Origin of the sequence: Leptolyngbya subtilissima AS-A7 (assembly GCF_039962255.1) — a bacterium.
Taxonomy (GTDB): domain Bacteria; phylum Cyanobacteriota; class Cyanobacteriia; order Phormidesmidales; family Phormidesmidaceae; genus Nodosilinea.
The window spans coordinates 137775-161001 of record NZ_JAMPKY010000002.1 but is presented as its reverse complement, the minus strand read 5'-3'; the positions used below and the strand labels follow the sequence as shown (position 1 = coordinate 161001).

The 23227-nt window shown below is 57.4% G+C and carries 23 protein-coding genes; 16 read left to right on the top strand and 7 right to left on the bottom strand.

What is annotated here, in order from left to right; translation table 11 throughout:
- The first annotated feature begins 136 nt into the window (after window positions 1-136).
- The 3 genes from NC979_RS05355 to NC979_RS05345 are packed head-to-tail and all read left to right on the top strand — an operon-like array spanning window position 137 to window position 2808.
- On the top strand, window positions 137-1099 hold the full coding sequence (locus tag NC979_RS05355; protein WP_190518192.1) for an ABC transporter permease: 963 nt from the start codon (window positions 137-139) through the stop codon (window positions 1097-1099).
- A complete protein-coding gene (locus NC979_RS05350) occupies window positions 1089-2000 on the top strand; it encodes an ABC transporter permease (protein ID WP_190518191.1) in 912 nt (303 codons plus the stop codon). The genes NC979_RS05355 and NC979_RS05350 overlap by 11 nt, the downstream gene beginning before the upstream one ends.
- Window positions 2001-2004: 4 nt before the next feature.
- Window positions 2005-2808, top strand: a complete 804-nt coding sequence (locus NC979_RS05345; RefSeq protein ID WP_190518190.1) for a polysaccharide deacetylase family protein — start codon at window positions 2005-2007, stop codon at window positions 2806-2808.
- Here NC979_RS05345 and NC979_RS05340 read toward each other — a convergent pair.
- Window positions 2729-3562 (bottom strand): Cof-type HAD-IIB family hydrolase, encoded by an 834-nt coding sequence (locus tag NC979_RS05340; protein WP_190518188.1) that lies wholly within the window; start codon window positions 3560-3562, stop codon window positions 2729-2731. The genes NC979_RS05345 and NC979_RS05340 overlap by 80 nt on opposite strands.
- 180 nt (window positions 3563-3742) lie before the next feature.
- Between NC979_RS05340 and NC979_RS05335 the strand changes: the two genes are divergently transcribed.
- Window positions 3743-4120 carry a nuclear transport factor 2 family protein gene (locus tag NC979_RS05335; RefSeq protein ID WP_190518186.1) on the top strand — a complete coding sequence of 126 codons (378 nt, stop codon included), beginning with the start codon at window positions 3743-3745 and terminating at the stop codon, window positions 4118-4120.
- Window positions 4121-4319: 199 nt separating this feature from the next.
- Here NC979_RS05335 and NC979_RS05330 read toward each other — a convergent pair whose 3' ends face one another.
- Together NC979_RS05330 and NC979_RS05325 are read right to left on the bottom strand one after the other, a co-directional pair.
- Window positions 4320-4961 carry a TenA family protein gene (locus NC979_RS05330; RefSeq protein WP_190518184.1) on the bottom strand — a complete coding sequence of 214 codons (642 nt, stop codon included), beginning with the start codon at window positions 4959-4961 and terminating at the stop codon, window positions 4320-4322.
- 124 nt (window positions 4962-5085) lie between these two features.
- Window positions 5086-5859 carry an HAD-IA family hydrolase gene (locus NC979_RS05325; RefSeq protein ID WP_190518183.1) on the bottom strand — a complete coding sequence of 258 codons (774 nt, stop codon included), beginning with the start codon at window positions 5857-5859 and terminating at the stop codon, window positions 5086-5088.
- Between the two features lie 289 nt (window positions 5860-6148).
- On the opposite strand from NC979_RS05325, the gene NC979_RS05320 reads away from it, so the two are divergent.
- The 7 genes from NC979_RS05320 (at window position 6149) to gorA (ending at window position 13980) form a co-directional block, all read left to right on the top strand.
- Window positions 6149-7144, top strand: a complete 996-nt coding sequence (locus NC979_RS05320) for a cysteine synthase A (protein ID WP_190518182.1) — start codon at window positions 6149-6151, stop codon at window positions 7142-7144.
- A 181-nt stretch (window positions 7145-7325) separates the two neighbouring features.
- Complete coding sequence (gene lepB / locus NC979_RS05315) at window positions 7326-7934, top strand: signal peptidase I (protein WP_431191017.1); 609 nt, start codon at window positions 7326-7328, stop codon at window positions 7932-7934.
- A gap of 253 nt (window positions 7935-8187) precedes the next feature.
- Window positions 8188-9795, top strand: coding sequence for a methionine--tRNA ligase (metG, locus tag NC979_RS05310; RefSeq protein ID WP_190518180.1), 1608 nt, complete (start codon window positions 8188-8190; stop codon window positions 9793-9795).
- A gap of 80 nt (window positions 9796-9875) precedes the next feature.
- Entirely contained in the window at window positions 9876-10541 is a 666-nt protein-coding gene (locus NC979_RS05305) for a LabA-like NYN domain-containing protein (RefSeq protein WP_190518178.1), read from the top strand.
- A 19-nt stretch (window positions 10542-10560) separates the two neighbouring features.
- Window positions 10561-11709: an LPS export ABC transporter periplasmic protein LptC gene (lptC, locus tag NC979_RS05300; RefSeq protein WP_242023975.1), complete on the top strand. Its 1149-nt coding sequence runs from the start codon at window positions 10561-10563 to the stop codon at window positions 11707-11709.
- Window positions 11710-11836: 127 nt separating this feature from the next.
- Complete coding sequence (locus NC979_RS05295; protein WP_190518176.1) at window positions 11837-12472, top strand: TenA family protein; 636 nt, start codon at window positions 11837-11839, stop codon at window positions 12470-12472.
- Window positions 12473-12624: 152 nt separating this feature from the next.
- On the top strand, window positions 12625-13980 hold the full coding sequence (gene gorA / locus NC979_RS05290; protein ID WP_190518174.1) for a glutathione-disulfide reductase: 1356 nt from the start codon (window positions 12625-12627) through the stop codon (window positions 13978-13980).
- 112 nt (window positions 13981-14092) lie between these two features.
- Here the strand turns inward: gorA and NC979_RS05285 are convergent, their stop codons facing one another.
- Both NC979_RS05285 and NC979_RS05280 read right to left on the bottom strand, forming a co-directional pair.
- Window positions 14093-14401, bottom strand: coding sequence for a DUF3593 domain-containing protein (locus tag NC979_RS05285; RefSeq protein WP_190518172.1), 309 nt, complete (start codon window positions 14399-14401; stop codon window positions 14093-14095).
- A 217-nt stretch (window positions 14402-14618) separates the two neighbouring features.
- Window positions 14619-14933 (bottom strand): DUF2499 domain-containing protein, encoded by a 315-nt coding sequence (locus NC979_RS05280; protein WP_190518170.1) that lies wholly within the window; start codon window positions 14931-14933, stop codon window positions 14619-14621.
- A gap of 92 nt (window positions 14934-15025) precedes the next feature.
- Between NC979_RS05280 and csaB the strand changes: the two genes are divergently transcribed.
- The gene (gene csaB / locus NC979_RS05275) at window positions 15026-16084 is read left to right on the top strand and encodes a polysaccharide pyruvyl transferase CsaB (RefSeq protein WP_190518168.1); all 1059 of its coding nucleotides are present in this window, start codon (window positions 15026-15028) and stop codon (window positions 16082-16084) included.
- Between the two features lie 146 nt (window positions 16085-16230).
- Here the strand turns inward: csaB and NC979_RS05270 are convergent, their stop codons facing one another.
- Together NC979_RS05270 and NC979_RS05265 are read right to left on the bottom strand one after the other, a co-directional pair.
- Entirely contained in the window at window positions 16231-16695 is a 465-nt protein-coding gene (locus NC979_RS05270) for a glutathione peroxidase (RefSeq protein WP_190518166.1), read from the bottom strand.
- Between the two features lie 144 nt (window positions 16696-16839).
- Window positions 16840-19209, bottom strand: coding sequence for a putative PEP-binding protein (locus NC979_RS05265; protein ID WP_190518165.1), 2370 nt, complete (start codon window positions 19207-19209; stop codon window positions 16840-16842).
- 335 nt (window positions 19210-19544) lie between these two features.
- Here NC979_RS05265 and NC979_RS05260 point away from each other — a divergent pair, with 335 nt between their 5' ends.
- From NC979_RS05260 to NC979_RS05245, 4 genes are all read left to right on the top strand, one after another.
- Complete coding sequence (locus NC979_RS05260; protein WP_190518164.1) at window positions 19545-20288, top strand: ComF family protein; 744 nt, start codon at window positions 19545-19547, stop codon at window positions 20286-20288.
- A 104-nt stretch (window positions 20289-20392) separates the two neighbouring features.
- On the top strand, window positions 20393-20602 hold the full coding sequence (locus NC979_RS05255) for a hypothetical protein (RefSeq protein ID WP_190518163.1): 210 nt from the start codon (window positions 20393-20395) through the stop codon (window positions 20600-20602).
- A gap of 200 nt (window positions 20603-20802) precedes the next feature.
- Entirely contained in the window at window positions 20803-21858 is a 1056-nt protein-coding gene (locus NC979_RS05250) for an amino acid ABC transporter substrate-binding protein (RefSeq protein ID WP_190518162.1), read from the top strand.
- A gap of 187 nt (window positions 21859-22045) precedes the next feature.
- Window positions 22046-23224 carry an amino acid ABC transporter permease gene (locus NC979_RS05245; RefSeq protein WP_190518160.1) on the top strand — a complete coding sequence of 393 codons (1179 nt, stop codon included), beginning with the start codon at window positions 22046-22048 and terminating at the stop codon, window positions 23222-23224.
- Window positions 23225-23227: the final 3 nt, after the last annotated feature.

Below are 23227 nucleotides of genomic sequence, written 5' to 3'. Positions count from 1 at the left end.
CTGGGCCGCGCAGCGATGAAAATACCGGGCCGTGCAGCGGTGAAGATACCACTAATTCCCTTTCCAATCCCCTATCCCTTTACCCATCCACCCTCCTACCCCCTACCCATCCACCCTCCTACCCATCTACCTGCCAATGCTTGGCTACCTACTCAAACGCCTGCTGATCGCTATTCCCACGCTGCTAGCGATTAGCGCGGTGATCTTCTTCATTCTGGCGCTGGCACCCAGCAATCCCCTGGGGGATTTGGCGACGAATCCGGCGATTACACCGGAGGTGCGGGAGAATATTATGCGATCGCTCGGTCTTGACCAGCCTATTCCCATTCGCTATCTGAAATGGACGGTGGCGTTGTTTAGCGGCAACCTGGGCTATTCGTTTACCAGTCGGCTGCCGGTGGCGGAGCTGATTGCCCAACGGTTGCCGGTGACGCTGTGGGTGATTGGGGTGGCCTATCTGTTAAGCGTGGCCCTGGCTCTGCCCCTGGGTATTGTGGCGGCGCTGCGGCACAATACCTGGGTTGACCGGGCGATTACGACGCTGGCGTTTATGGGGTTTTCGACGCCGCCGTTTTTTTCGGGGCTGGTGCTGATAATTGTGCTGAGCGTGCGGCTAGGGTGGTTGCCCTTTATCTACGACAACCAGCTGGTAGTGAGCGATGCCGCGACCTTGGGGCGGTGGCTGAAGCAGTCAATTATGCCGATCACAACCCTGGTGCTGTTTCAAACGGCGGTGCTGCTGCGCTTTGTGCGAGCTGCCATGCTTGAAGAAATTCCGCAGAACTATGTCAAAACGGCTCGGGCGAAGGGGCTGGGCCGCTGGCGTATCGTCACGTTGCACATGCTGCGCAACGCGCTGATTCCGGTGGTGACGCTGGTGGCGCTGGACATACCAACGATTTTTACGGGGGCGCTGGTGACAGAGCAAGTGTTTCGGGTGCCGGGGATTGGGGCGCTGCTGATCGAGTCGATCTACCGCAGCGATACGCCGGTGGTGATGGGAATTGCGTTTATCTACGCGGTGCTGGTGGTGGCGTTTAACTTGGTAGCCGACATTCTCTACGGCATCATTGACCCTCGGGTGCGCTATGGCCACTAATACCGACCTAGCGCCGGGAGCTGTGGCTCCTGTGGGAAGCAAAAACCGGGTATGGGAGCGGTTGTGGGGCGATCGCACGGCCCAACTTGCCCTGGTGGTGCTGGGGATTTTGATGCTGGCGATCGCCCTCGGCCCCATCCTCTACCCTGGCTCTCCCAGCACCATCGACTTTGGCCGCGCCTTTTTGCCGCCTGGTTCGGGTCAGCCCTTTGGCACCAACGACCTGGGCCAAGATCAACTGGCGCGGCTGCTGATCGGGGGCCGCATTTCGCTAGCGGTGGGGCTAGCGGCTACCCTGGTGGGCATTAGTTTAGGGGTGGCTATTGGTGCTCTAGCCGGATTCTGCGGCGGCTGGGTGGATGTTGTTTTGATGCGGGTCACCGACCTGTTTTTGGCACTGCCGCAGCTGCCGCTGGTGTTGCTGGTGGTCTATCTGCTGGGCGACCCGGTGCGCCGTGCCCTGGGGCCAGAGCGGGGCATTTTTTTGCTGATTGTGCTGCTGATTGGCGGCCTGAGCTGGATGTCGGTAGCTCGTCTGGTGCGGGCTGGGTTCTTGAGCCTGAGGCAGCGCACCTTTGTGCAGGCGGCCGTGGCATTGGGGGCGAGACCCTGGGGAATTGTTAAAACCCATCTGCTGCCCAACATCCTCGGGCCGGTGATTGTGGCGGCGACTATTGGTGTTGGCAACGCCCTCTTGGCCGAGTCGACCCTGAGTTTTTTAGGGGTTGGATTTCCCCCTGACGTGCCCACCTGGGGACGCATGCTCTACGATGCCCAAAACTATATTGAGAGCGCTCCCTACCTGGTGTTGGCCCCTGGCCTAGCAATTTTTCTCACAGTCCTTTGCATCAACACGCTGGGCGATCGCCTCCGCGATAGTCTAGATCCTACCAGCCGCTAATGCTATGGCTCCTCCCCACCATCAACTGCTGACCCAGGTCGCCCGGATGTTTCCGGATGCGCTGTTCTATGCGCCGACTAAAGCTCCCCTCGTGGCGCTGACCATTGACGATGTGCCGACACCGGGCGATCGCGACGATGCCTCTACCCGACTGATTCTCAACGCGTTGGATACCTACAACCGCACCGCCAAACAGCCGGTGCGCGCCACGTTCTTCGTCATTACCGACCACCTCAACCCTGGCAGCACCATTCTGCAAGACATTCTCGCTAGCGGCCACGAAATTGCTAACCACGGCACCACCGACACTACCCCAGCTATCTTGCAGCCGGCTCAGTTTGCTCGCCACTTTCAAGAGGCCCACGATCGCATCACCGACCTGATTCAGCAACCCCTGCGCTGGTATCGCCCTGGGCGGGGCCTCTACAACCGGGCCATGGTTGATCACATTCGGCTTGCTCCCGGTTACGAGTCGCTAGTGGCCTTAGCTTCAATGATTCCCTTCGACACTATGCGAAGCCTTAGCAAGCCCAACCTCAATACCTGGTACCTGGCGCAGTTTATTTTTCCGGGGGCAATTTTTGTCATGCACGGCGGCTCGATGGAGCGCTGCGTTCAAACCGCTTACGCCCTACCTACTCTGCTGGCGCTGATCGATCGCCAGGGCTACCGCGTTGGCACCCTCTCGGAACTGTATGACAGCCTGCCGGTCGACAGCCCGACCCAACCTACAGCAGAAACTCCCGCAGCGCCACCGCCACCCCATCCGCCTCAACCCCCGGTGCCACCCAGTCAGCCCCCTGCTTAACCGGCTCCGGGGCATCGCCCATGGCTACGCCAATGCCCGCGTAGCGTAGCATTTCGAGGTCGTTGTAGTTGTCGCCCACGGTCATCACCTGGTCGGGCTTGAGGCCCAGCAGGTCTTCGGCCAAAAACCGCACCGCCTCGCCCTTGTTGGCCTTGGGATGGGTGGCCTCGACAAAATACTCCACCGATCGCGTCAGATACAGGTCATCGAGAGGGTAGCGCTGCCCCAGATCGCTGAGAATATCGGTTAGTAAGTCCACGTTTTCGCTCAGGGTCAGCACCTTGGTAGTTTCAATGGCGACGTTGCCCGTCAGAAGCGCGGCCAGATCTCCTGCTGCGATCGGATTAACGCCCGATCGCACAGCGTAGGCCTTAGTGTCTTCAATAATCGCCCGCACGTGGAGCTGGTCGTCGATGTAGAGGTGAATCGACAGGTCGTTGTTGGCCTCCATCGGCGCCAGGTAGGCAAGAATTTCGAGGGCCAGCCGCCGGGGCAGCGGGGTGTGGCGGTGCAATTTCTGCGTGTTGGGGTCTTTAATGAACGCTCCCTGGTAGGCCATCAGCGGCAGGGTAGAGCCAACCACCTCGTAGAACCGCAGGGCCGATTGGTACATGCGGCCAGTGGCGATCGCCACCGCAATCCCCCGCTGCTGCACCTCTCGCACCGCCTCCAGCACCGGCTCGCTGATCTGGTTAGACACGCCAGCCAGGGTGCCATCGATGTCGAGCACGAGTAGACGAATATCGGCGGTCATGGGTCAACCAGTAGAGGGTTCCGCGTCTATTATCTCTGGCCGAGACAATTTCACCACTAGTGAACAGTGCAATAGCCACACTAAATGGCATCATCACAGTCCCAAAAGCAATTGGCGGAGGCACATTGATAGAGCGATCGGTAATGATTAGCTAAATGTAGTCAGGACTGTGCAAGAAATATGGATTCAGAAATTGAAACTCAAATTCGCGAGTGTGAGGCGCGACTTTACACCGCAATGTCAGCCTCCGACGTAGCTGAATTAGATCTGCTCATTGCCGACGATCTACTTTTCGCTGGGCCAACTGGTGAACTGGCAACCAAAGCGATGGATTTAGACTTGCATCGTACTGGTGGTACTCAGTTTCACGAGTTTGTGCCTAAGGGGTTAGAGATACGAATTTTGAGCGAACACTTTGCTCTTGCGTCGGCTCACATTTTCTTGAGCGGCACGTATTTAGGAAATGCCTTCGCGGGGGATTACCGCTACATGAGAGTTTGGCGTAGACACAAAAGCGGTTGGCAAATTGTTGGTGGCAGCGTTACCGCGATGGTTTGAATGTTTAAACTTTCTGAGATTTGCCCAGTGGTGAACGTTAGAGTTGTTGGAAGCTATTACCTGGACAGCGATCGCCTGCATACAAAACCTGGCAACTAGCAGAGACATTTGACCTGCTACCCTCTAGGCTATCAGCCGCTATCAATGCGCTAAAACCTTGTCCTACCTACGTTTATCTCTTGAGCCATCCTTAAGGATGTCATTCTTGTGGTTGTAAGCTGTCCATCTGCCAAGCGGCCTCAAAAAAGGCGAGTTCGCATTCCATTGCATAGCGGTAGGCCGTCTGGTTGCTGGCGTCATCTGCTGTTGAATCATCCATCAGCGTTTCGAGCTGCGCGGCCAAGGGTTCAAACTGGTCGCTGCTGTAGGTGTCAATCCAGGGGCTGTATCGGTGGGGCGGCGGGCTAAGCTTTGCCAGAGACTGACCCAAAAAAGCGTAAAGCCGCATGCAGGGAGCCATCGCCACCGCCGTTGCTCTAGGCGCTTGACCCCAGGCGGTGCTGAGCAAAAAATCGGTGTAGCGACGAGTGGCGGCACCAGGGGTAACGGTAGTTAGGTCTACTCCCCATTCCTGGGCGTAGCCGCCGTGCAGACTTAGCTCGGCCAGCACCCCGTCGGCCAGCTGATGAAATACCTGAAAGTCTTGCCAGGTTTCCGCTTTGGCGGCAGCGATGCTGTAGGCACGGGCAAAGGCTTCAAGAAAAAAGGCGTCTTGCCCCACGTAGTAGGCAAATTTTTCCACCGGCAGGGTGCCGTCGCCAATGCCCTGGACAAAAGGATGGTGCAGGCAAGCCTGGGCTAGGTCGTCGTTGGCTTGCCAGAGGGCTAGGAAGAGGGACATGGGAATGGATGGGTAGATGGGTGGATGGGTGAAGGGGTAGGGAGATGGCTGAGATACTTAAGGTAGGGGCGCATGGCGTGTCTATGAGGGAGGCTTGCCAAAAAACTTGGGTCTATGAAAGTCTTTACCCTTGGGCGGCTTGGGGCGACAACAGTGCCTGGGCCAGATCTAAAGAGAAATAGTAGGCGTTGTTGGCCTTGCCCCAAAGGACTTCAAAGGGGAGGCTGGGTTCGCCCAAATGACTGATGACGAGGCGAGCGCCGGGCAGAGCATAGTTGCGGGTGTAGTCGTTGACGGTAACCACGGTGGGGAGCCCGGCGGCAGTCGCGGCTTCTAGGCCCTGTGGGCTGTCTTCAATCACCAAACAGGTGGCGGGGTTGAGATTCATCGCGTCGATCACCAGATTGTAGATGTCGGGGGCAGGTTTTTTGGTGGGCACCATATCTCCGGCCGCGATCAGCTCAAACCAGGTGGGTGAGTCTGGCCCCAGCAGGTGCTCGAGCAGAGGGATGACGCTGTCTTTGGCGCTGGTGGTGGCGATCGCCAACCGCACCCCCTCTCTCTGGGCCGCTTCAATCAGCCGCCGCACCCCTGGCCGCAGCGGAATCACGTGGCTCTCGACCAGAGCTTGAAAGTGCTTGGCCTTGGCTTGGTGTAGGGCCACCACTAGTTCGTCGATATTCTCAGTTTCAAACTTGGGCTGGTAGCGCTGAACGTAGTGGCGAATCCGCTCTTTGCCCCCCGCGACCCGCAGTAGCTGCCCGTAGAGACCCACGGGCCAGTGCCAGCGCAGACCAAACTCTTGAAACGCTTGGTTAAAGGCAACGCGGTGGCCATCGCGCTCGGTTTCGGCCAGGGTGCCATCGACATCAAAAATTAGCGCCTCAAGGGTTTTCATCGTGGCACAAGGCAGGGGGCAAGGATAATAGCGTAAGCGATCGCAACAATAAACCAAATCTACGTCTAGAAGGGCCAAATCCAGAAGGGGAATTTTGCCGGTCAGAAAACTCTACCGATAAGCTGAACTTGTCAATAGAACCTCAGAAAACTGCCAATTCTAGCCGAGAAGCCAGCCGTTTCACCGTAGGATGAAGAGGTAACCTGCACTGAGGATATAGCCTTAGTCAGGCTCTAGGCTGGGCGATTGCTTGGCCCCGAACAGGCTGTTGTCAACGGTTACGAAAGGCATGGATATCAAACAAGGTTTTGTCGCCACAGTTGGCAACACTCCCCTCATTCGCCTCAACAGCGTGAGCGAGGCCACCGGCTGCGACATTCTGGGCAAAGCAGAGTTTCTCAACCCCGGCGGCTCGGTTAAAGATCGCGCTGCGCTCTACATTGTCGAAGACGCTGAAAGAAAGGGACTGCTCAAGCCCGGCGGCACCGTGGTGGAAGGCACCGCCGGCAACACCGGTATTGGCATGGCCCACATCTGCAATGCCAAGGGCTACCGCTGCCTCATCGTCATCCCCGACACCCAATCGCAAGAAAAAATCGATCTGCTGCGCACCCTCGGTGCTGAGGTCCGCACCGTACCCGCCGTGCCCTATCGCGACCCCAACAATTACGTGAGGCTCTCAGGTCGCTTAGCGGCGGAGTTCGACAACGCCGTTTGGGCCAACCAGTTCGACAATTTGGCCAACCGCTTGGCCCACTATGAAACTACCGGCCCCGAAATCTGGGCGCAGACCGGGGGCACCATTGACGGCTGGGTGGCGGCTACGGGTACCGGTGGCACCTACGCTGGCGTAGCCATGTTTCTGAAAGAGAAAAACCCCAGCATTCGTTGCGTAGTGGCTGACCCCATGGGCAGCGGCCTCTATAGCTACGTCAAAACCGGCGAAGTCCACATCGAGGGCAGCTCCATTACCGAGGGCATTGGCAACAGCCGCATCACCGCCAACATGGAGGGGGTGCCCATCGACGATGCTATTCAAATCGAAGACCCCGAAGCGCTGCGCACCATCTATCAGCTGCTCTATAACGACGGGCTGTTCATGGGTGGATCAGTAGGCATCAACGTAGCGGCGGCGGTAAAACTAGCCCAGCAGCTTGGCCCCGGCCACAAAATTGTTACCGTGCTGTGCGATGGCGGCTCCCGTTACCAGTCGCGCATCTACAGCCGTCCCTGGCTAGAAGAAAAGGGGCTGTGGTCTGAGGATTTGGCTCCCGCCACCACCTAAAAAAGCGCTTTGAGGAAGCTAAATCTGTTGTCTGTTACCTCTGTAACCAACCGTCCACCCGAGACAGATGGTTGCAAAGTAGATCGACTACACTAGGACAGGCCTAGCGGGTATGTCTGGGGCGGCTCTGCCCTGGGAGCTACTGGGGCTAATCTTTCTCTGTATCTTCGGGGACACACCTGTGACCGATCAGTCTGATAAATCTTCGCTGCCGCCCGAGTCATCCCCCAATGCAGGTCCGACTCAAAAGCAGCAGGCACCCCAACCAAATCCCTGGGTGGAAGGGCTGCAAACCATTGTGCTGAGTGTGTTCTTGGCTTTGGGTATCCGACATTTTGTGGCAGAGGCGCGCTACATTCCCTCGGGCTCAATGGAGCCCACGCTGCAAATTAACGATCGCCTAGTGATCGAAAAGATTAGCTATCACCTCAACCCCCCCGAACATGGGGATGTTGTAGTGTTTTGGCCGCCCGACAGCCTCACGCCCCCCGGAAAGCGCCGAGACGCGTTTATCAAGCGCATTATTGGTTTGCCGGGTGACGTGGTCGAGGTACGCAATGGTGAGGTGATTCGCAATGGTGAGGTGCTGACTGAGCCCTACATCAAAGCTGCGCCTGATTACCAGTGGGGGCCTGAAGAAGTGCCCGAAGCTTCGTATTTAGTGCTGGGCGACAACCGCAACAGCAGCTACGACAGCCACGCCTGGGGATTTGTGCCCCAGGAAAACATCATTGGTAAAGCAGTGGTACGGTTTTGGCCGCCCGATCGCCTGGGCCTGCTTGACGATTGATTGACAATTTTTAGGGCGGGGGTCAAGCCAGATGCTTAAAACTTCTGGGGCTTATTCAGGGAACCTTAACATAGCAGTCTAAGATTCTAGCTTGGGCTTTTGGGTTTGCAAGGGGCCTCGGTTTAGCTTTTTCCTGGCGCTGCTATCCTTAGTATTTGTCGGGTTTAGTCTACAGCCTTTTGTCTAGAGGCTAGCGCGCCGATCGTTGCTGTTATCTCTGGGCCCCTGAGTGGGCTGATGTTTCAGTTTTTGTATGACTTTTACCCCTGTCGACCAACCGCCCTTTGCTATTACTACGCCGCTGTATTACGTCAACGGCTTGCCCCATATCGGCAGCGCCTACACCACCATTGCCGCCGACGTAGTGGCTCGATTCTATCGGCTGATGGGGCATCCGGTGCTGATGATTACCGGCACCGATGAACACGGCCAAAAAATTCAGCGCACTGCCGAAGAGCGCGGTGTTTCACCCCAGGAACATTGCGACGAGTTTGTGGCTGGGTTTGAGCGTCTGTGGGAATTGCTGAACATCGACTGCGATCGCTTCATTCGCACCACTGTCCCCCGCCACAACACCATCGTCAACGAGTTTTTTCAGCGCCTGTGGGATCAGGGAGACATCTATAAGGGCCAGCAGCAGGGCTGGTACTGTGTTTCCTGCGAAGAGTTTAAAGAAGAGCGCGATCTGCTGCCCAACCAGCACTGCGCCATTCACACCAACAAGCCGGTGGAGTGGCGTGATGAGTCAAACTACTTTTTCAAGCTGTCGAAATATCAAGATCAGCTAGAGCAGCTCTACGCTAATCAGCCTGACTTTATTCAGCCTGAGGCCCGTCGCAACGAGGTGCTGGGCTTTGTGAAACAGGGATTGCAAGACTTCTCAATTTCGCGCATCAACCTCGATTGGGGTTTTCCGGTACCTACCGATCCTGAGCAAACCCTCTATGTCTGGTTTGACGCATTACTAGGTTACCTGACGGCTCTGCAAGACCCCAGCGAACCACCGAGCCTGGAGCAGGCAGTGGCCAAGTGGTGGCCTATTAATATTCACCTGACCGGAAAAGACATTCTGCGGTTTCACGCCATCTCCTGGCCAGCCATGCTGATGTCGGCGGGGCTGCCGCTGCCAGGGCGGGTATTTAGCCACGGCTTTTTGACTAAAGACGGCCAAAAAATGGGCAAGAGCCAGGGCAACACCCTGGACCCAGTGGCACTGGTGGAAACCTACGGCCCCGATGCGGTGCGCTACTACTTTCTGCGCGAAATCGAGTTTGGCAAGGATGGCGATTTTAACGAAACCCGCTTCATCAATGTGCTGAATGCTGACCTGGCCAACGATCTGGGCAATCTGCTCAACCGCACCTTGAAGATGGCTGGGCGCTATTGTGATGGCCATGTGCCTGACGTTGATCCGCAAAGCATTGCGGCTGACCATTCTCTGCGGGCGATCGGCACAGCGCTGCCTAAAACTGTCTTTGAGGCTTACACTCACCTGGCCTTTAGCCAAGCCTGTACCGCAATTTTGGCGCTAGTGCAGGCCAGCAACAAGTTCCTTGATGAGCAAGCTCCCTGGAGTCTCTATAAACAGGGCAAACAGGCCGAAACCGAAGCCGTTCTATACGCCGTGCTGGAGTCGGTGCGGCAGGCCGCCTACTTGCTGTCACCGATGATCCCTGGCATTAGCAACCAAATTTATGCTCAGCTCGGCTTTGCCATAGATTTTGACGACAAAGCCATCGGTCAGCAGATTAGCTATGCCGACCATGCTGCCTGGGGCTATTTGCCCCCTGCTCAGATTTTGGGAGAAGCCTCCCCCGTATTTCAGCGCCTGGAACTGCCCGAACCCGTGGGCAGCCCCTAGCCTAAAACCGCTCCATCTCGTTTCACGTTTGTTTTTAGCTCGCTTGTTTTCAAATCGATTTAACACCCTAATAAAAACCCATGTTAGATAGTCACAGCCACTCCTTAAACAACCACTCTTTACTTGGCGAAGACGCCATCTTCACCCCTGAGCAAGTGCTCGAAAATCGGGGTCGGGTAGCCATTTTTATTGATGGTTCGAACCTGTTCTACGCGGCTCTGCAATTGGGCATTGAGATTGACTACACCAAGCTGCTGTGCAAGCTCACGGCTGGCTCGCGGCTGTTCCGCTCGTTTTTCTACACTGGAGTAGACCGCACGAACGAAAAGCAGCAGGGCTTTTTGCTGTGGATGCGGCGCAACGGCTACCGGGTGATTGCCAAAGACCTGGTGCAGCTGCCCGACGGCTCGAAAAAAGCCAATCTCGATGTCGAAATAGCGGTAGATTTGGTGGCCTTGGTCGGCTACTACGACACCGCTGTGCTGGTCAGCGGTGATGGCGATCTGGCCTACGCTGCCGATGCCGCTAGCTACCGGGGGGCGCGGGTCGAGGTGGTGAGTCTGCGATCGATGACCAGCGATAGTTTGATCAATGTGGCCGATCGCTACATCGATCTCGAAGGGATCAAAGACGACATCAGAAAAATGCCCCGCAACTCTGCAGGTCACAGTTACACCTACCGCCCTCTGTCTAACCTAGCGGCTGCCGACGATGCGGTAGATGACGGCGTGACAATCAGCGAGTAGTGTTTACAGGCGCAGCACCATGGCACGATGGCGGCAGTTGATGATTAGTGGTGCTGCGATCGCAGCTCTGGCCGTGGGGTTGTATAGCCTGATCGGTCCTGGGTTTGGCCCAAAGCCGAACACTGAAGGCCCGGCTGCTGGAGACCCAGCACCGGGCCTGACCCTGCGGGATGTCACCCTAGAGCAGCCCGATGAGCAGGGGCAGCTGCTCTGGCGGGTTAAGGGTAAGGAGGTCACCTACAGCCCTGACCAGCAGGTAGCGTTTATTACGCGTCCCGATGGCGACCTGTTTCAGGACGGCGAAGTTATCTATCAAGTGGTGGCCGACACCGGCGAGGTGCGCGAAAACGGCAGCGTAATTTTGCTGCGCGGCAATATTGTGGCCACTGGTGTTAAGAATGGCTCTGTGCTGCGGGGCAACGAAATGGAGTGGCGGCCTCAGAACGATGTGCTGATCATGCGCGACCAAATTACCGGTACCCACCCGCAGCTGCGGGCTGTGGCCGACGAGGCGCGGGTGTTTAACCGCGAAAACCGCATGGAGCTAGCCGGTAACGTGGTAGCCAGTACGGTGGCCGATTCTAAAACCGAGCCCTGGCTGAAGCTGCAGGCCCAGGAACTCGCCTGGTTTTGGGAGGAAGAACGCATCGACAGTGCTCAACCTCTGCGGGTAGAGCAGTTTAAGCAAAACGCGATTACCGATGTGGTAGTTGGCCAGCGCGGCACGGTAAACCTAGCTACGCAGCTGGTAAACCTGCGCGGGCAGGTGGCCATGCAGATGCTGGATATTCCGCTCAATATGGCCAGCGAAGCTCTAGATTGGCAGGTGGCCGAAGAGCAGGTAACCGTCAACCAGCCCCTCACTCTGATCCATCCCGAAAATAAAATCAGGGTTACCGCCCGCCAGGGCCGCATGGATTTGGCGGCGCAGCAAATTTTTCTCTCCCAAGATGTAGTGGCTGTGGGCGAAGCTAACCAAGCCCGCATGACCAGCGATCGCCTCAACTGGAACGTAGACACCCAAACCTTAGTCGCTGAGGGTGGCGTTAACTATCGCCAGGTCAACCCCAACGTCAACCTCAACGGTGTGCGCGCTGTAGGCCGCATTGATGATCAGACCATAGTGGTTGACGGGGGCCGCGTTGTGACCGAGATCGTGCCGAATTAGGCGATGGGATGTGGGGTGTCAGGGGGCAGGTGTAGGGTGTAGGGTGTGCGGTACAAGGTGTCAGGCCAAGTTGAAACCCGAACCCTATACCTAATCCCCAATACCCCTCATCCCTAAGAAAATTTCCATGCCTCTGACCTGTCAATCTCTCCTGCAAGCCCACCCCACCGCCTGGCACAGCGCCACTACCCACTCGTTTCTAACCGGCTGTCAAAGCGGCACTCTGCATCCCGCTCAGTTCAACACCTGGCTGGTGCAGGATTTTTTGTTTGTCAAAGACTTTACCCGCATGGTGGGGCGGGTGCTGGGGGCAGCCCCCGATGACCACATTGATGGGCTGCTGGCAGGGCTGGGTGCTCTGAAAGACGAGCTGCTGTGGTTTGAGGCTAAGGCCGCCGAGCGATCGCTCGACCTGTCTACCTCACCCCAGCCCACCTGCCAGCGCTACTGTGAGTTTATGGCTGGCCTGGCCCAGCAGCCCTATGCGGTGCAGGCTACTGCTCTATGGGCCATTGAGTATGCCTACAATCAGGGCTGGCAGCTACCCGGCCCCATGCCCGAGCCCTACACCGAGTTCGCCGATCGCTGGGGCAATCCCGGCTTTACCGACTACGTGCACCTGCTGGCAACCCAGGCCGATGCCGCCCTGGCCACCGCTAGCCCAGAGGTTGAGGCCCAGACTGAAGCCGCCTTTTTGCAGGTGGCTGATCTCGAAGCCGACTTCTGGCAAATGGCCTTTACCGCTGCTGAGGCTGTTCAATAAAGCGTTTGGTCTCATGGCTCATAGCTCAGGGTGAGCGGTTTACCTGGCAATCGCGCTCCTGAAGGCGATCGCCGTAAACTGTGCCTAACTGAGGATGTTTTTAAGATAGATTGCGGTCAATCCTAGAGAGCGATACTACCCTAGGAAATGCTGTGACCTACGACTTTGATTTACTGGTAATTGGTGGGGGCTCTGGCGGTATAGCGGCGGCACGGCGGGCTGCCAGCCACGGTGCCCATGTGGGTCTAGTGGAGGCAAGGCAGCTGGGTGGCACCTGCGTCAATCGCGGTTGTTTGCCCAAAAAGCTGATGGTGTATGCGGCTCAGTTTGCAGAACAGGCTGAAGTGGCCACCAGCTACGGCTGGACTGTCGGCGAGCGACAGTTTGACTGGCCCACCCTAATCGCCGCCGTCGATCAGGAAGTGCAGCGCCTCAGGGGTGTCTATCAAGACCTGCTCGACAAATCAGGTGTAGAAATTTTTCGCCACCAGGCTCAGTTCGTCGATGAGCACACCCTAGCTATGGGTGAAACCACCGTCACCGCCGCCAGAATTTTGATTGCTGCCGGCGGTCAACCTACCCGGCCCGACAACATTTCTGGTATTGAGCACGCTATCACCTCCGACGATATCTTTCATCTGCCCCAGCAGCCAAAGCGCATGGTCATTATTGGCGGTGGATATATCGGCTGCGAATTTGCGAGCATTCTCACTGGGTTGGGCACCGAAGTTACCCAAATTATTCAAGGTGACAAAGTCCTGAGCGGTTTTGATGACGATCTACGCAACGAAATTCACGGGGCGATGCAGCGACAGGGCATCACGATGGTGACCCACAGCGAACAGATTGCGATCGCCCCCGGCGAGTCAGGCTTAACCCTGACCGTGACTACCGAGCAGGGGCAAAAGACCGTACTCAGCGATGCGGTGAGTTTGGCGGCCACCGGGCGCAACCCCAACGTGAAGGGCCTAGGGCTAGAGAATACCGGTGTCACCCTTAACCACGGGGCGATCGCCGTCGACGCCCACTACCGCACTACCGTCCCCCACATCTTTGCTATCGGCGATGTTATCGATCGCGTCAGCCTCACCCCCGTAGCGATCCGGGAGGGCCGCCTATTCGCTGACGCCGAATTTGGCCACCAAGCCGTCACCCTCGACTACGGCACCATTCCTACCGCTGTGTTCACCACACCTGAGATGGGCACCGTTGGCTTTACCGAAGCAGAAGCCGCCAAAAAGTTTGGCAAAGACGAAATTCAAACCTATTGCTCCCGCTTTCAGCCTCTGTACTACCGGCCCTCTGACCGAGAGCCCCAGGGCCTGATTAAGCTAGTGGTGCAAAAATCTACCGACCGAGTGCTAGGGGCGCATATGGTGTGCAACCACGCCGCAGAGCTCATGCAGGGGGTTGCGATCGCCGTGACCATGGGTGCCACCAAAGCCGATTTTGATACCACCCTGCCAATTCACCCCAGCACCGCCGAGGAGCTGATCGGCCTGGGATAGGACAGATGGGGAAGATGAGGGAATAGGGGGATGAGGCGATAGAAGAATGAAGCACAATCTTGATGCTGATCTCCTTACCCTTCCCTACTACCCTATCCGCATCCCTTCGCACCTAATCGCCCTCCACCTGCGCCCCAGCTCGATGCTGCACAACCGCCTGGCGAAACCCCAGCACCACAAGAATATTTGACAGCGTCAAAAACGCCTCTGCACTGCCGTGGAGCCAGTCCACGTTGGCCAGCTCCTGCCCGAGTCCCACCTTGGCATAAATGCCTGCTGGAATGGTTACTGCCACAAACACTAGCAGCGCGTAGAAGCCAGTCAGCGCCAACCGCGGTGTCTCCTGGGTACGGCTCATAAACCAGAGAAACCCTAGGTAGGGGAAGAGGGACATGGCGAAGAGAGTGTTTTTGTCGAGCATGAGGGGAGTGGGGAGTAGATAGGTAGGAGAGTTTAGGTAGACAATCTTTTATTCGAAATTCGTAATCCCAAAGTTCACTAGTAGTCTGCCAAGCCGATGGTGATGGGTTGGCGAGGGTCTAAGGTTCACAGCAGTCCTTGAACCGTATACCTTAAACCCTGAACCCTAGACCGCTGGAGCCTGCCACATTTAGCGTTCTCAAGTATTAATTTTGGGCTCACTTTGGGCTGGCGGCTGAAATGCTGCTCTGTCGCCAGATCCACCAGGCGGCGAGACATAGGGTGCAGTTGCCGATCACGGTCATCGCGGCCTGTAGGGTGACTAGCCAGGCTAGACCAGAGGCATTGTCGAATAGGTGCCAGGTGCAGGCGGCCATGGCGCTCACCAAAGCAGGAAACATGCCGATCGCCAGCCAGCGCCACACGGGCCGCTGGGTCACGGTGGCAAATTGCCAAATAAACCACATCGCCGCCATCCACTCCAGCACACTTGAAATATGAATCATCCAGGTGGGTAGCGAGAGCGCGTGCATGGAGTTCAGGGCGTAACAACAGCCTCTATTGTAGAGAGGTCAGTGTATGGCGTATAGCGTTTAACCCACGGGTTAACCAGGGGCAGGTGAGCATGCGAGCGGTTTTGTGTGGCTACTATGGTATGGGCAACGGCGGCGATGAAGCTCTACTCGCTACCCTGCTGCAAATGCTGCCTGCGGGGGTAACGCCCGTGGTGCTGTCGGGCAACCCCGTCGAAACCGCCCAGCGCTATGGTGTAGAAACTGTGCCCCGCAAGGCTCTGGGGCCAGTCATTCGCGCTCTGCGGGGGGCTGAGGTGCTGATTTGGGGCGGTGGCAGTCTGCTGCAAGATGCCACCAGTCTGCAAAACCCCATTTACTATGGCGGGCTGATGGTGCTAGCTCAGTGGTTAGGGCTCAAAACTATTGCCTGGGGGCAAGGTATTGGCCCTCTCAACCACCCTCTCAGTCAGGGGCTGGGTCGCTACGCCCTGGGGCATTGCAATGCCGTCAGCGTGAGAGACAACGGGTCGGCAGCGTGGCTGGCTCGCTGGCAGGTGCCGGGTATGCAGGCCCCAGACCCAGTGTGGGCTTTGGATGCCGCGCCAGTAAACGGACTATGGGATTTGCCTGCCCCTCGGGTGGCCGTTGCCCTGCGTCCCCACCCCTGGCTGACCGAAAGTCGCCTAGACCAGTTCACCCAAGCTCTAGCCTCGTTTCAGAAGGCGACCCAGACCTGCCTGCTGCTAGTGCCCTTTCAGCCGAGCAAAGACATGCCCATTGCCGAATACATTCAGCCGCGGCTACCTGGCCCTAGCCGCATCTATGCTTTAGATAACCCACACCAGCTCAAGGGGCTGTTTCGTGGCGTCGAGATGACGCTGGGCATGCGGCTGCACGCCCTGATTATGGCGGCGGCTGAGGGCTGTCGCTGCTTTGGGCTCAGCTACGACCCCAAGGTCAGCCACCTGATGACCGACCTCGATCTGCCGGGGTTTGACCTCAACCCTCAGGCAGTGAGCCACCGCTGGCCAGATACCCCTGAGCAAATGACCAAAGCTTGGCTAGAGGTATATGCCAACGGCGACCCGCTGTCGCCTGAACAAATCAGTTCGCGAGTGGATCGCGCCCTGATGCACCAAGACCTGCTGCGGGACGTGCTGTCGCCGTGATCTTTGCCTCAAGGAAGGTTTAGGCCGATCGCAAAGCCCTGACTTTGCTATTTGGGTTTACAGGTTGAACCGTTCAAACGGTCTAACCTGTAAACCGGCTCTAAGTTGCCTCGGGCCAGGAATGCTCCTTTGAACGCGATCGCACCTTAGCCTAAGGCCTGCTCGATCGCAGCTTTGAGTTCGGGGTCGTTGGGAGGGGTTTGAGGCTCAAAGCGCCCGATCACCTGGCCGTCGCGACCGACCAAAAACTTGCCAAAGTTCCAGCCGATGTCGGGGCCTTCGCCAACGAGAAACTGGTAGAGGGGGCTGCGATCGGGGCCGTTGACATCCTGCTTTTCGAGCAGGGTAAAGTCAACGTCGTATTTGGTTTTGGTGAAATCTTTGATTTCCTCAGGACTGCCGGGTTCTTGCTTGCCAAACTGGTTGCAGGGCACGCCTACGATCACAAGGCCGCGATCGCCGTAGGCCTTATCCAGTTCTACCAGGCCGCTGTACTGGGGCGTCAGGCCGCATTTGCTGGCCACATTTACAAAGAGAATTACCTTGTCAGCTAGCACCTCGGGAGCCAAAGGGGCACCGTCTAGGGTGGCGAGGTTAGAAGGAAGAGACATAGGGGGTAATGGTCTGCACAACGTTGTTATTATCGGTCATCCCTGCCGGTTGTTGGGCCAATTCCCTCCCAACCCTGGACAACGTTGCTCTGTCCCTACTGTTCTCTCAGAAACCTACACCAACGGCTTCGCAAGAACCATCCTTCACCCCCCCACTCCCTCACTCTCCCCACCATTCTCCGCCTGCCAAATTGCCTCCAGCGTAAAGGGTAGAGCCGCTGCTTCTACCGAAATGGAGTTAATTCCCCAGCCGACTAGGTCGGCGATCAGTTCGGGGTGGCGTACCGGAGCCTGGCCGCAGATCGAGCAGAGCAGGCCGTTGCGGCGGGCCTCCTGTACCAGGTGGGCCATGGCTAGGCGCACTACCGGGTGGCGCTCGTCGTAGGCGGAGGCTATGGTGGGCTGGTCGCGATCGATGGCTAGCAGTAGCTGGGTGAGGTCGTTGGAACCGATGGCAATGCCCTGGATACCCGCCTGAGCGTAGGCGGGCAGCAAAAACAGCACCGAGGGCACCTCGGCCATGATCCACAGCGCAAAGCCGGTGGTGTCGGTGAGGCCAGCGCGCTCGACTCGCTGGCGGCAAGCAATGGCTTCTTCAACGCTGCGAACAAAGGGCAAAATCAGCTGTAGGTTGCCATAGCCAGCCTGTTGCAGGGTGGCTAATGCCCTCAGCTCAACCTGAAATAGGCGATCGTCAATCTCGTAGCTCAGGGTGCCGCGTAACCCCAGCATCGGATTGGGTTCCACTGGAGGGCTGCCCCGCAGGGCCTGCCATTCGTGCGATCGCAGATCGAGGCTGCGGTAGCGTAAGGGTCTGGGGCCTAGGGTCTGCAAAATCGGCTCTAACTGCTGCACCAGTCGACTTTGCAGCTCTGCTTCCTGACCCTGGTTGACCCAGTCCCACGGGTGGCGCCCCTCCAGCACCTCCAGCAGTAGCCATTCCGATCGCAGTAGTCCAATACCCGCGACATGGTTGAGAGAAAGGTTGGCCAGGCCCTGGCGCTGGCTGAGGTTGACCATGACATGGGTGCGCAGTCGGTGGTAGCGACCCGGTTGATCGGTGGGTAGCGATTCAGGTGCCGGGGCCACCGGGGGACGAAATGACGCGGCAGCCTCGTCAGTGAGGCCATAGACCACACCGCGATCGCCGTCTAGCCATAGCACCATGCCGCTCTCTAGCAGCTGAGTGGCGTGGGGGGCACCCACCACCGCCGGAATGCCGACCTCTCTCGCCAAAATAGCCGCATGGCAGGTGGCGCCGCCGCGCTCGGTGACAATGCCCGCTACCGATGGCAGCTGAAAAAAGACATCGGGTTGCAGGTCAGGCAGCACCACAATGCAGCCCGCGGGGAGCGGTCTCGGCAAGTCTTGGGGCTGTTGGGCAACCACGGCGACCCCTTGAATGCATCCCGCTGCAGCCCCAATACCGCGTACGACTGTGCTAGCTGAGGGCAGTAGGGGGGGCTGAGCCCGCGCCGTGGCTGGAGGGGATCGCACTGGGTCCGCAGCCGTCACTGCAGGATGGGGCCAAGGGCCGGCTTCGGTAATGATCAGAGTTGGCTGGTCGGGGTTAGCGCTGGGATGCAGCAGCCATTCTAGGCGTACCCCTGCCTCACCCATGGCCGTATGGGCCCGTTCTGCAACCTGCACTAGCCGGGCGAGCTGCTCATGGCTGAGGGGGGCACTCAGCTTGGGGCGATCGCGCTCGATCACCTGAATGGGTTGGGCACTGGCCAAGGGGCGAGGGCGATACTTAGAGGCGGGCATGAGCTGGTAAACGCGCTCTTGAAACCCTGGTAGCCAGATGGCTTCAGCGATTTTGCTAGAGCTGACCCAGCAGGAGGCTGGAATAGCTTCTCCCTGGGTGAGAGCCATCCCTAGCCCCGCTACCGCAGTCACGGTAATTTGCTCTTGGCTCAGAATGAGCGTGCCGGACACCAGGGCTGGATACACCGGCATAACCAGTGTGGCCAGGCTCAGATCGCGCAGTCGCTGGCAGTGAAGATCCCAGACCGGTAGACAGCGAGCCGTTAGCGCCTGGCTCCAAAACTGTGGCAGCACCCCAACCAAATCTGCCTGGTCGGCTTCGATCTGGGCCGACAACAGGCCAGGGCTTAGCAATCTAGACGCTGCCTGCTCTAAGCCTAGACCATCTACCCAGAGCGATGCGCGCAGCATCCAAGCGGCGGGGATAAAGCCATCGGGCTCTGGACAAGCTAGCCCCTCGGCTGCGATCGCCGCGATTGTAGGAATGTCTCGCAGAGCTTTTTGCCATTGCTGGCTGCTCTGCTGTAGAGTCTTAAACCCGTTTTGGCACACTGGAGCCAGCCGATCGCCGTCGCCGTTGGGCCAGACCATCTGCTCCAAACCGTAGTGCCAGGCTGCTGCCGTCAGTACGCAACCCTGAGCCACGGGTAGCCCCTGCTGCTCGAGCAAGCCCAGGTAATAGGCTTTCTGCCCGACGTCCCGCAGATCAGCGATGTTCAGCGTATGCAGTTGTCGAAGCCACGTCATGCTGGGATACAGGGCTAGCCCTCAGCTGTTGTCTGAGGGAGGTGGCCAAGGTATTCGGTTTTATAACGCCAGAACCGTTGGCCCCTGCGGCTGCTTAGCCTGCCCCAACTCTAGATTGGCGGTACCGAGGAGCGATCGCAACGAAGCGCTTTATCTGAAGTCAATATCTTATATCTATGAGTTTACGCGATGGCCATCGTCTTCGCCCTCTACCTTGCTAGTGGGAATGATGCTTTCCCAACGGAGATCCCTATTTCTACCCTCGCCCCGGCCCGCTGTGGCTCCGACAATAGATCCAGCGCCATCTCGGCCATTTAGCTATTAGGGCAGATCGCATGCACAGCCGCTCCTCCGTTCAGACCTGGCTCAGCCAGGGCAAACGCCAGATGCTCAGCCTGTTTTTGGCCGAGCCCTGCCCTCTGTGTCAGCGAGCGACGCCCGCAGTGCTCTGCCCCAGCTGCTGTCGCCAGGTGCAGCAGTGCCAGGCGCCAACGCCCTGCGATCGCAGTATTCCAGATTTGGCGGTACTGAGCTGGGGACGTTACGAAGACAGCCTGCGCCAGGCCATCGGCAGCCTCAAATACAGTGGCCACACTGGCCTAGCTCAGTTTTTGGGCACCGAGCTGGGGCAAACCTGGCTTGATCACAACCCTGGCTCTAGGGCATCGTCTCGCCCGGTGGCGATCGTCCCCATTCCCCTCCACCCCACCCGATTGCAGCAGCGGGGCTTTAACCAAGCCGACCTGATCGGCCAGTGGTTTTGTCGGCTAACTGGGCTGCCGCTATACAGCCATGGCCTCTTGCGCGTGCAGTCCACGCAGGCTCAGCACAGCCTCAACCGCCTCAGCCGTCAGCAAAATCTAGCTCAGGCCTTTGCCGTCGCCCCAGCCCACATCAAGACTCTCCAACGATCTACGGTATGGCTGCTCGACGATATCTTTACCACTGGGGCTACTGCTCAGTCTGCGGCCCAGGTTCTGCGACGCAGCGGCATCGCTGTGGAAGGCATCTGCACCGTCGCCCGCCCAACGGTTTGGGCCACCCCCGTTGAGCCCAAAAGAACTTCGCCCCTTAGATAGATGCTGGCTATGGCACTCTTAGGAAATATTAATAATTTATTAGTCCTCTTGCGCCAGAAGGCTAGTGCACTAATATAAATCTAAAGAAATTATTAACAGCTGCTATGAACCCTCAGCTTCTGAGACACCTGTGGTCTTTGGTAGAACGGTCCCAGGGCAGTCATCTTCTCGCCCTAGATGACAACGGTTTAGTGTGCTGGCTGTTAGAGCAATTCACTGGGCAGCAGCCAATCAACCAGGCCGAAACCGATCAGCTGCATCACTACATTCGCAACAAAATTCCTCTGATTCGCGACCTGGCGCAGGAGCACTAAACCAATTTCACTAGGCGCGAGTGTTGAGGCTCTCCTAAACCGTCAAGTAGATGGATCCGGGAGGGTTTGGATTCCCCGCCAGTATATTGTTATCTTTGATGCAAAATGAAAACCCAAACCGTTGGAGTGTTAACCAAGTGCAACACTCCAACGGTTTGGGTATAAGTTTTGCAGTGTCTTTTGTGAGTGAGGATTGATTCATGCGCAAGTGGGGTTTTCTTGCAGCTGCCCTCGGGCTAACGCTGGCCGCCTGTGGTGGCGGAACCACTACCACCAACGCCGATGGGGAGGCCGCTCCTGCTGGTGGTGGCCGTCTTGACGTTGTTAAAGGGCGTGGACAGCTAATTTGTGGCGTGGATGGTGGTATTCCAGGCTTTAGCTTTGTGGATGAAAGCGGCACCTACACTGGTCTCGACGTCGACATTTGCAAGGCCGTAGCCGCCGCCGTTTTGGGCGATGCCGAAGCCGTAGAATATCGCCGTTTAGACTCGACTGAGCGCTTTACGGCTCTCTCGGGGGGTGAAGTTGATATGCTCTCGCGCAACACCACCTGGACCATCAGCCGTGACACCAGCGTGGGCCTTGAGTTTGCGCCCACTACCTTCTTCGATGGTCAGGGGATGTTGGTGCGTGCAGACAGCGGTATCGCTGGTTTGGAAGATTTCGCCGGTAAGGCCATCTGTGTGGAAACCGGTACCACCACTGAGCTCAACCTGACTGACCAAATGCGTCAGCTCGGGGTCGATTTTGAACCGGTGGTATTTCAAGATGCTGATGCCGCCTATGCTGCCTATGACGAAGGTCGCTGCGAGGGCATGACCTCTGACAAATCGCAGCTGGTGGCCCGCCGCAGCACCCTGCCCAACCCCGACGAGCATACCCTGCTCGAAGTCACCATGTCTAAAGAGCCTCTGGGCCCTGTGACCACCAACAACGACTCCAGCTGGTACGACGTCGTCAAATGGGTCACCTATGGGTTGATTCAGGCCGAAGAGTTTGGCATTACCTCTGAGAATATTGCCACCTTTGAAGCCACTGAAAACCCGGATATCGCTCGCTTCCTGGGTCAAGAGGGCACTCTGGGCACCGATATGGGGTTGCCCAACGACTTCATGGTGAAGGTGATTACCCAGGTGGGCAACTACGGCGAAGTCTACGATCGCAACGTAGGGGCTGACTCTGAGTTTGCCCTGGAGCGCGGCCAAAACGCCCTGTGGAGCGAGGGTGGCCTGATGTACTCTCCCCCCTTCCGCTAGGGAAGGCCGGCTGATTGGTAGGAGGCTCTAGCCCCCACCGCAGCTTTCTACTCCAAACTACCCGTTGAAAGGCGCAGCTAGACTGCGCCTTTTTCATAAATCCTTGTAACAAATTGAACTTTTCTTGACATCCCTCTTGGATTATTTTGCTTAAAGCTTTTGCACTGACTCAACGCAGGTGACGTAAATGGCCCACGATAGCGGTAGCAGATCCTTCGACTTGAAGGCGATGCTGCGGGATGAGCGCTTTTGGAAGATTGCCTTCCAGGTGATTACGCTGCTCGTTGTCCTGCTCTTGCTGAGCTTTTTCTTGGGCAATTTGAATCGCAACCTGATTCAGCAGGGGCGGGCCTTTGGGTTTAGCTTTTTGCGGAACCCGGCTGGCTTTAGCATTGGCGAAAGCTTGATTCAGTATCGCCCTAACGACCCCTACTGGCGGGCGCTGATGGTGGGTTTGGGCAATACTTTGACCCTGGTAGTAGGCGGTATTGTTTTGACCACTTTGCTAGGCGTAGTAGCTGGAGTGGCAAGCTTTTCTAAGAACTGGCTGTTGCAAAAGCTCAGCCGTGTCTATGTGGGGCTGGTGCAAAATATTCCGCTGTTGTTGCAGCTGTTCTTTTGGTATTTCGCTATCTTTGGTGCCCTGCCCAACCCGGCTAACCAGATTGGGATACTGGGGCTGGCTTTTCTCAACAACCGAGGGGTTTATATTCCTTGGGCCAGTAGTGCGCTGCTGGCAATATTGGGCATTGCGGCTACGGTTGGGGCGGCGATCGCCGCCCTTTTCCTCTGGCGCTGGCGCACCAAAATTCGCATTGAGACTGGGGTCGGCGGCCAGGCTCAGTCCATTGCTCTGGCGGTAGTGGCGTTAGCCTGGCTGGCCATTATCACCCTGGGTATGAACTGGACTGTACCGGAGGGCGTTGAGGGAGGTGGCGTTACCGGTGGCCTGCGTCTGTCGCGGGAGTATGTCGCCTCTCTGACGGCGCTGGTGTTCTATACCTCTGCGTTTGTGGCAGAGATTGTGCGGGCCGGTATTCAGTCGGTATCGAAGGGGCAGTGGGAAGCTGCCCGCACCCTGGGGCTAAATGCGGGCATGGTAATGCGGCTGGTGGTGTTTCCCCAGGCCCTGCGGGTGATCATTCCACCCATGAACAGTCAGTACATGAACCTGACTAAAAACTCCAGCCTGGCCTTTGCGATCGCCTTTCCTGAAATTTATTCGATCGCCACCACCACCTACAACCAAACTGGCCGACCGGTTGAAGTTTTTGTGGTCATGATGGCCACCTATTTAACCCTCTGTCTACTCATAACTGTAGTGATGAACCAATTCAACCGATCTGTGCAGTTTAAGGAGCGCTAAGCT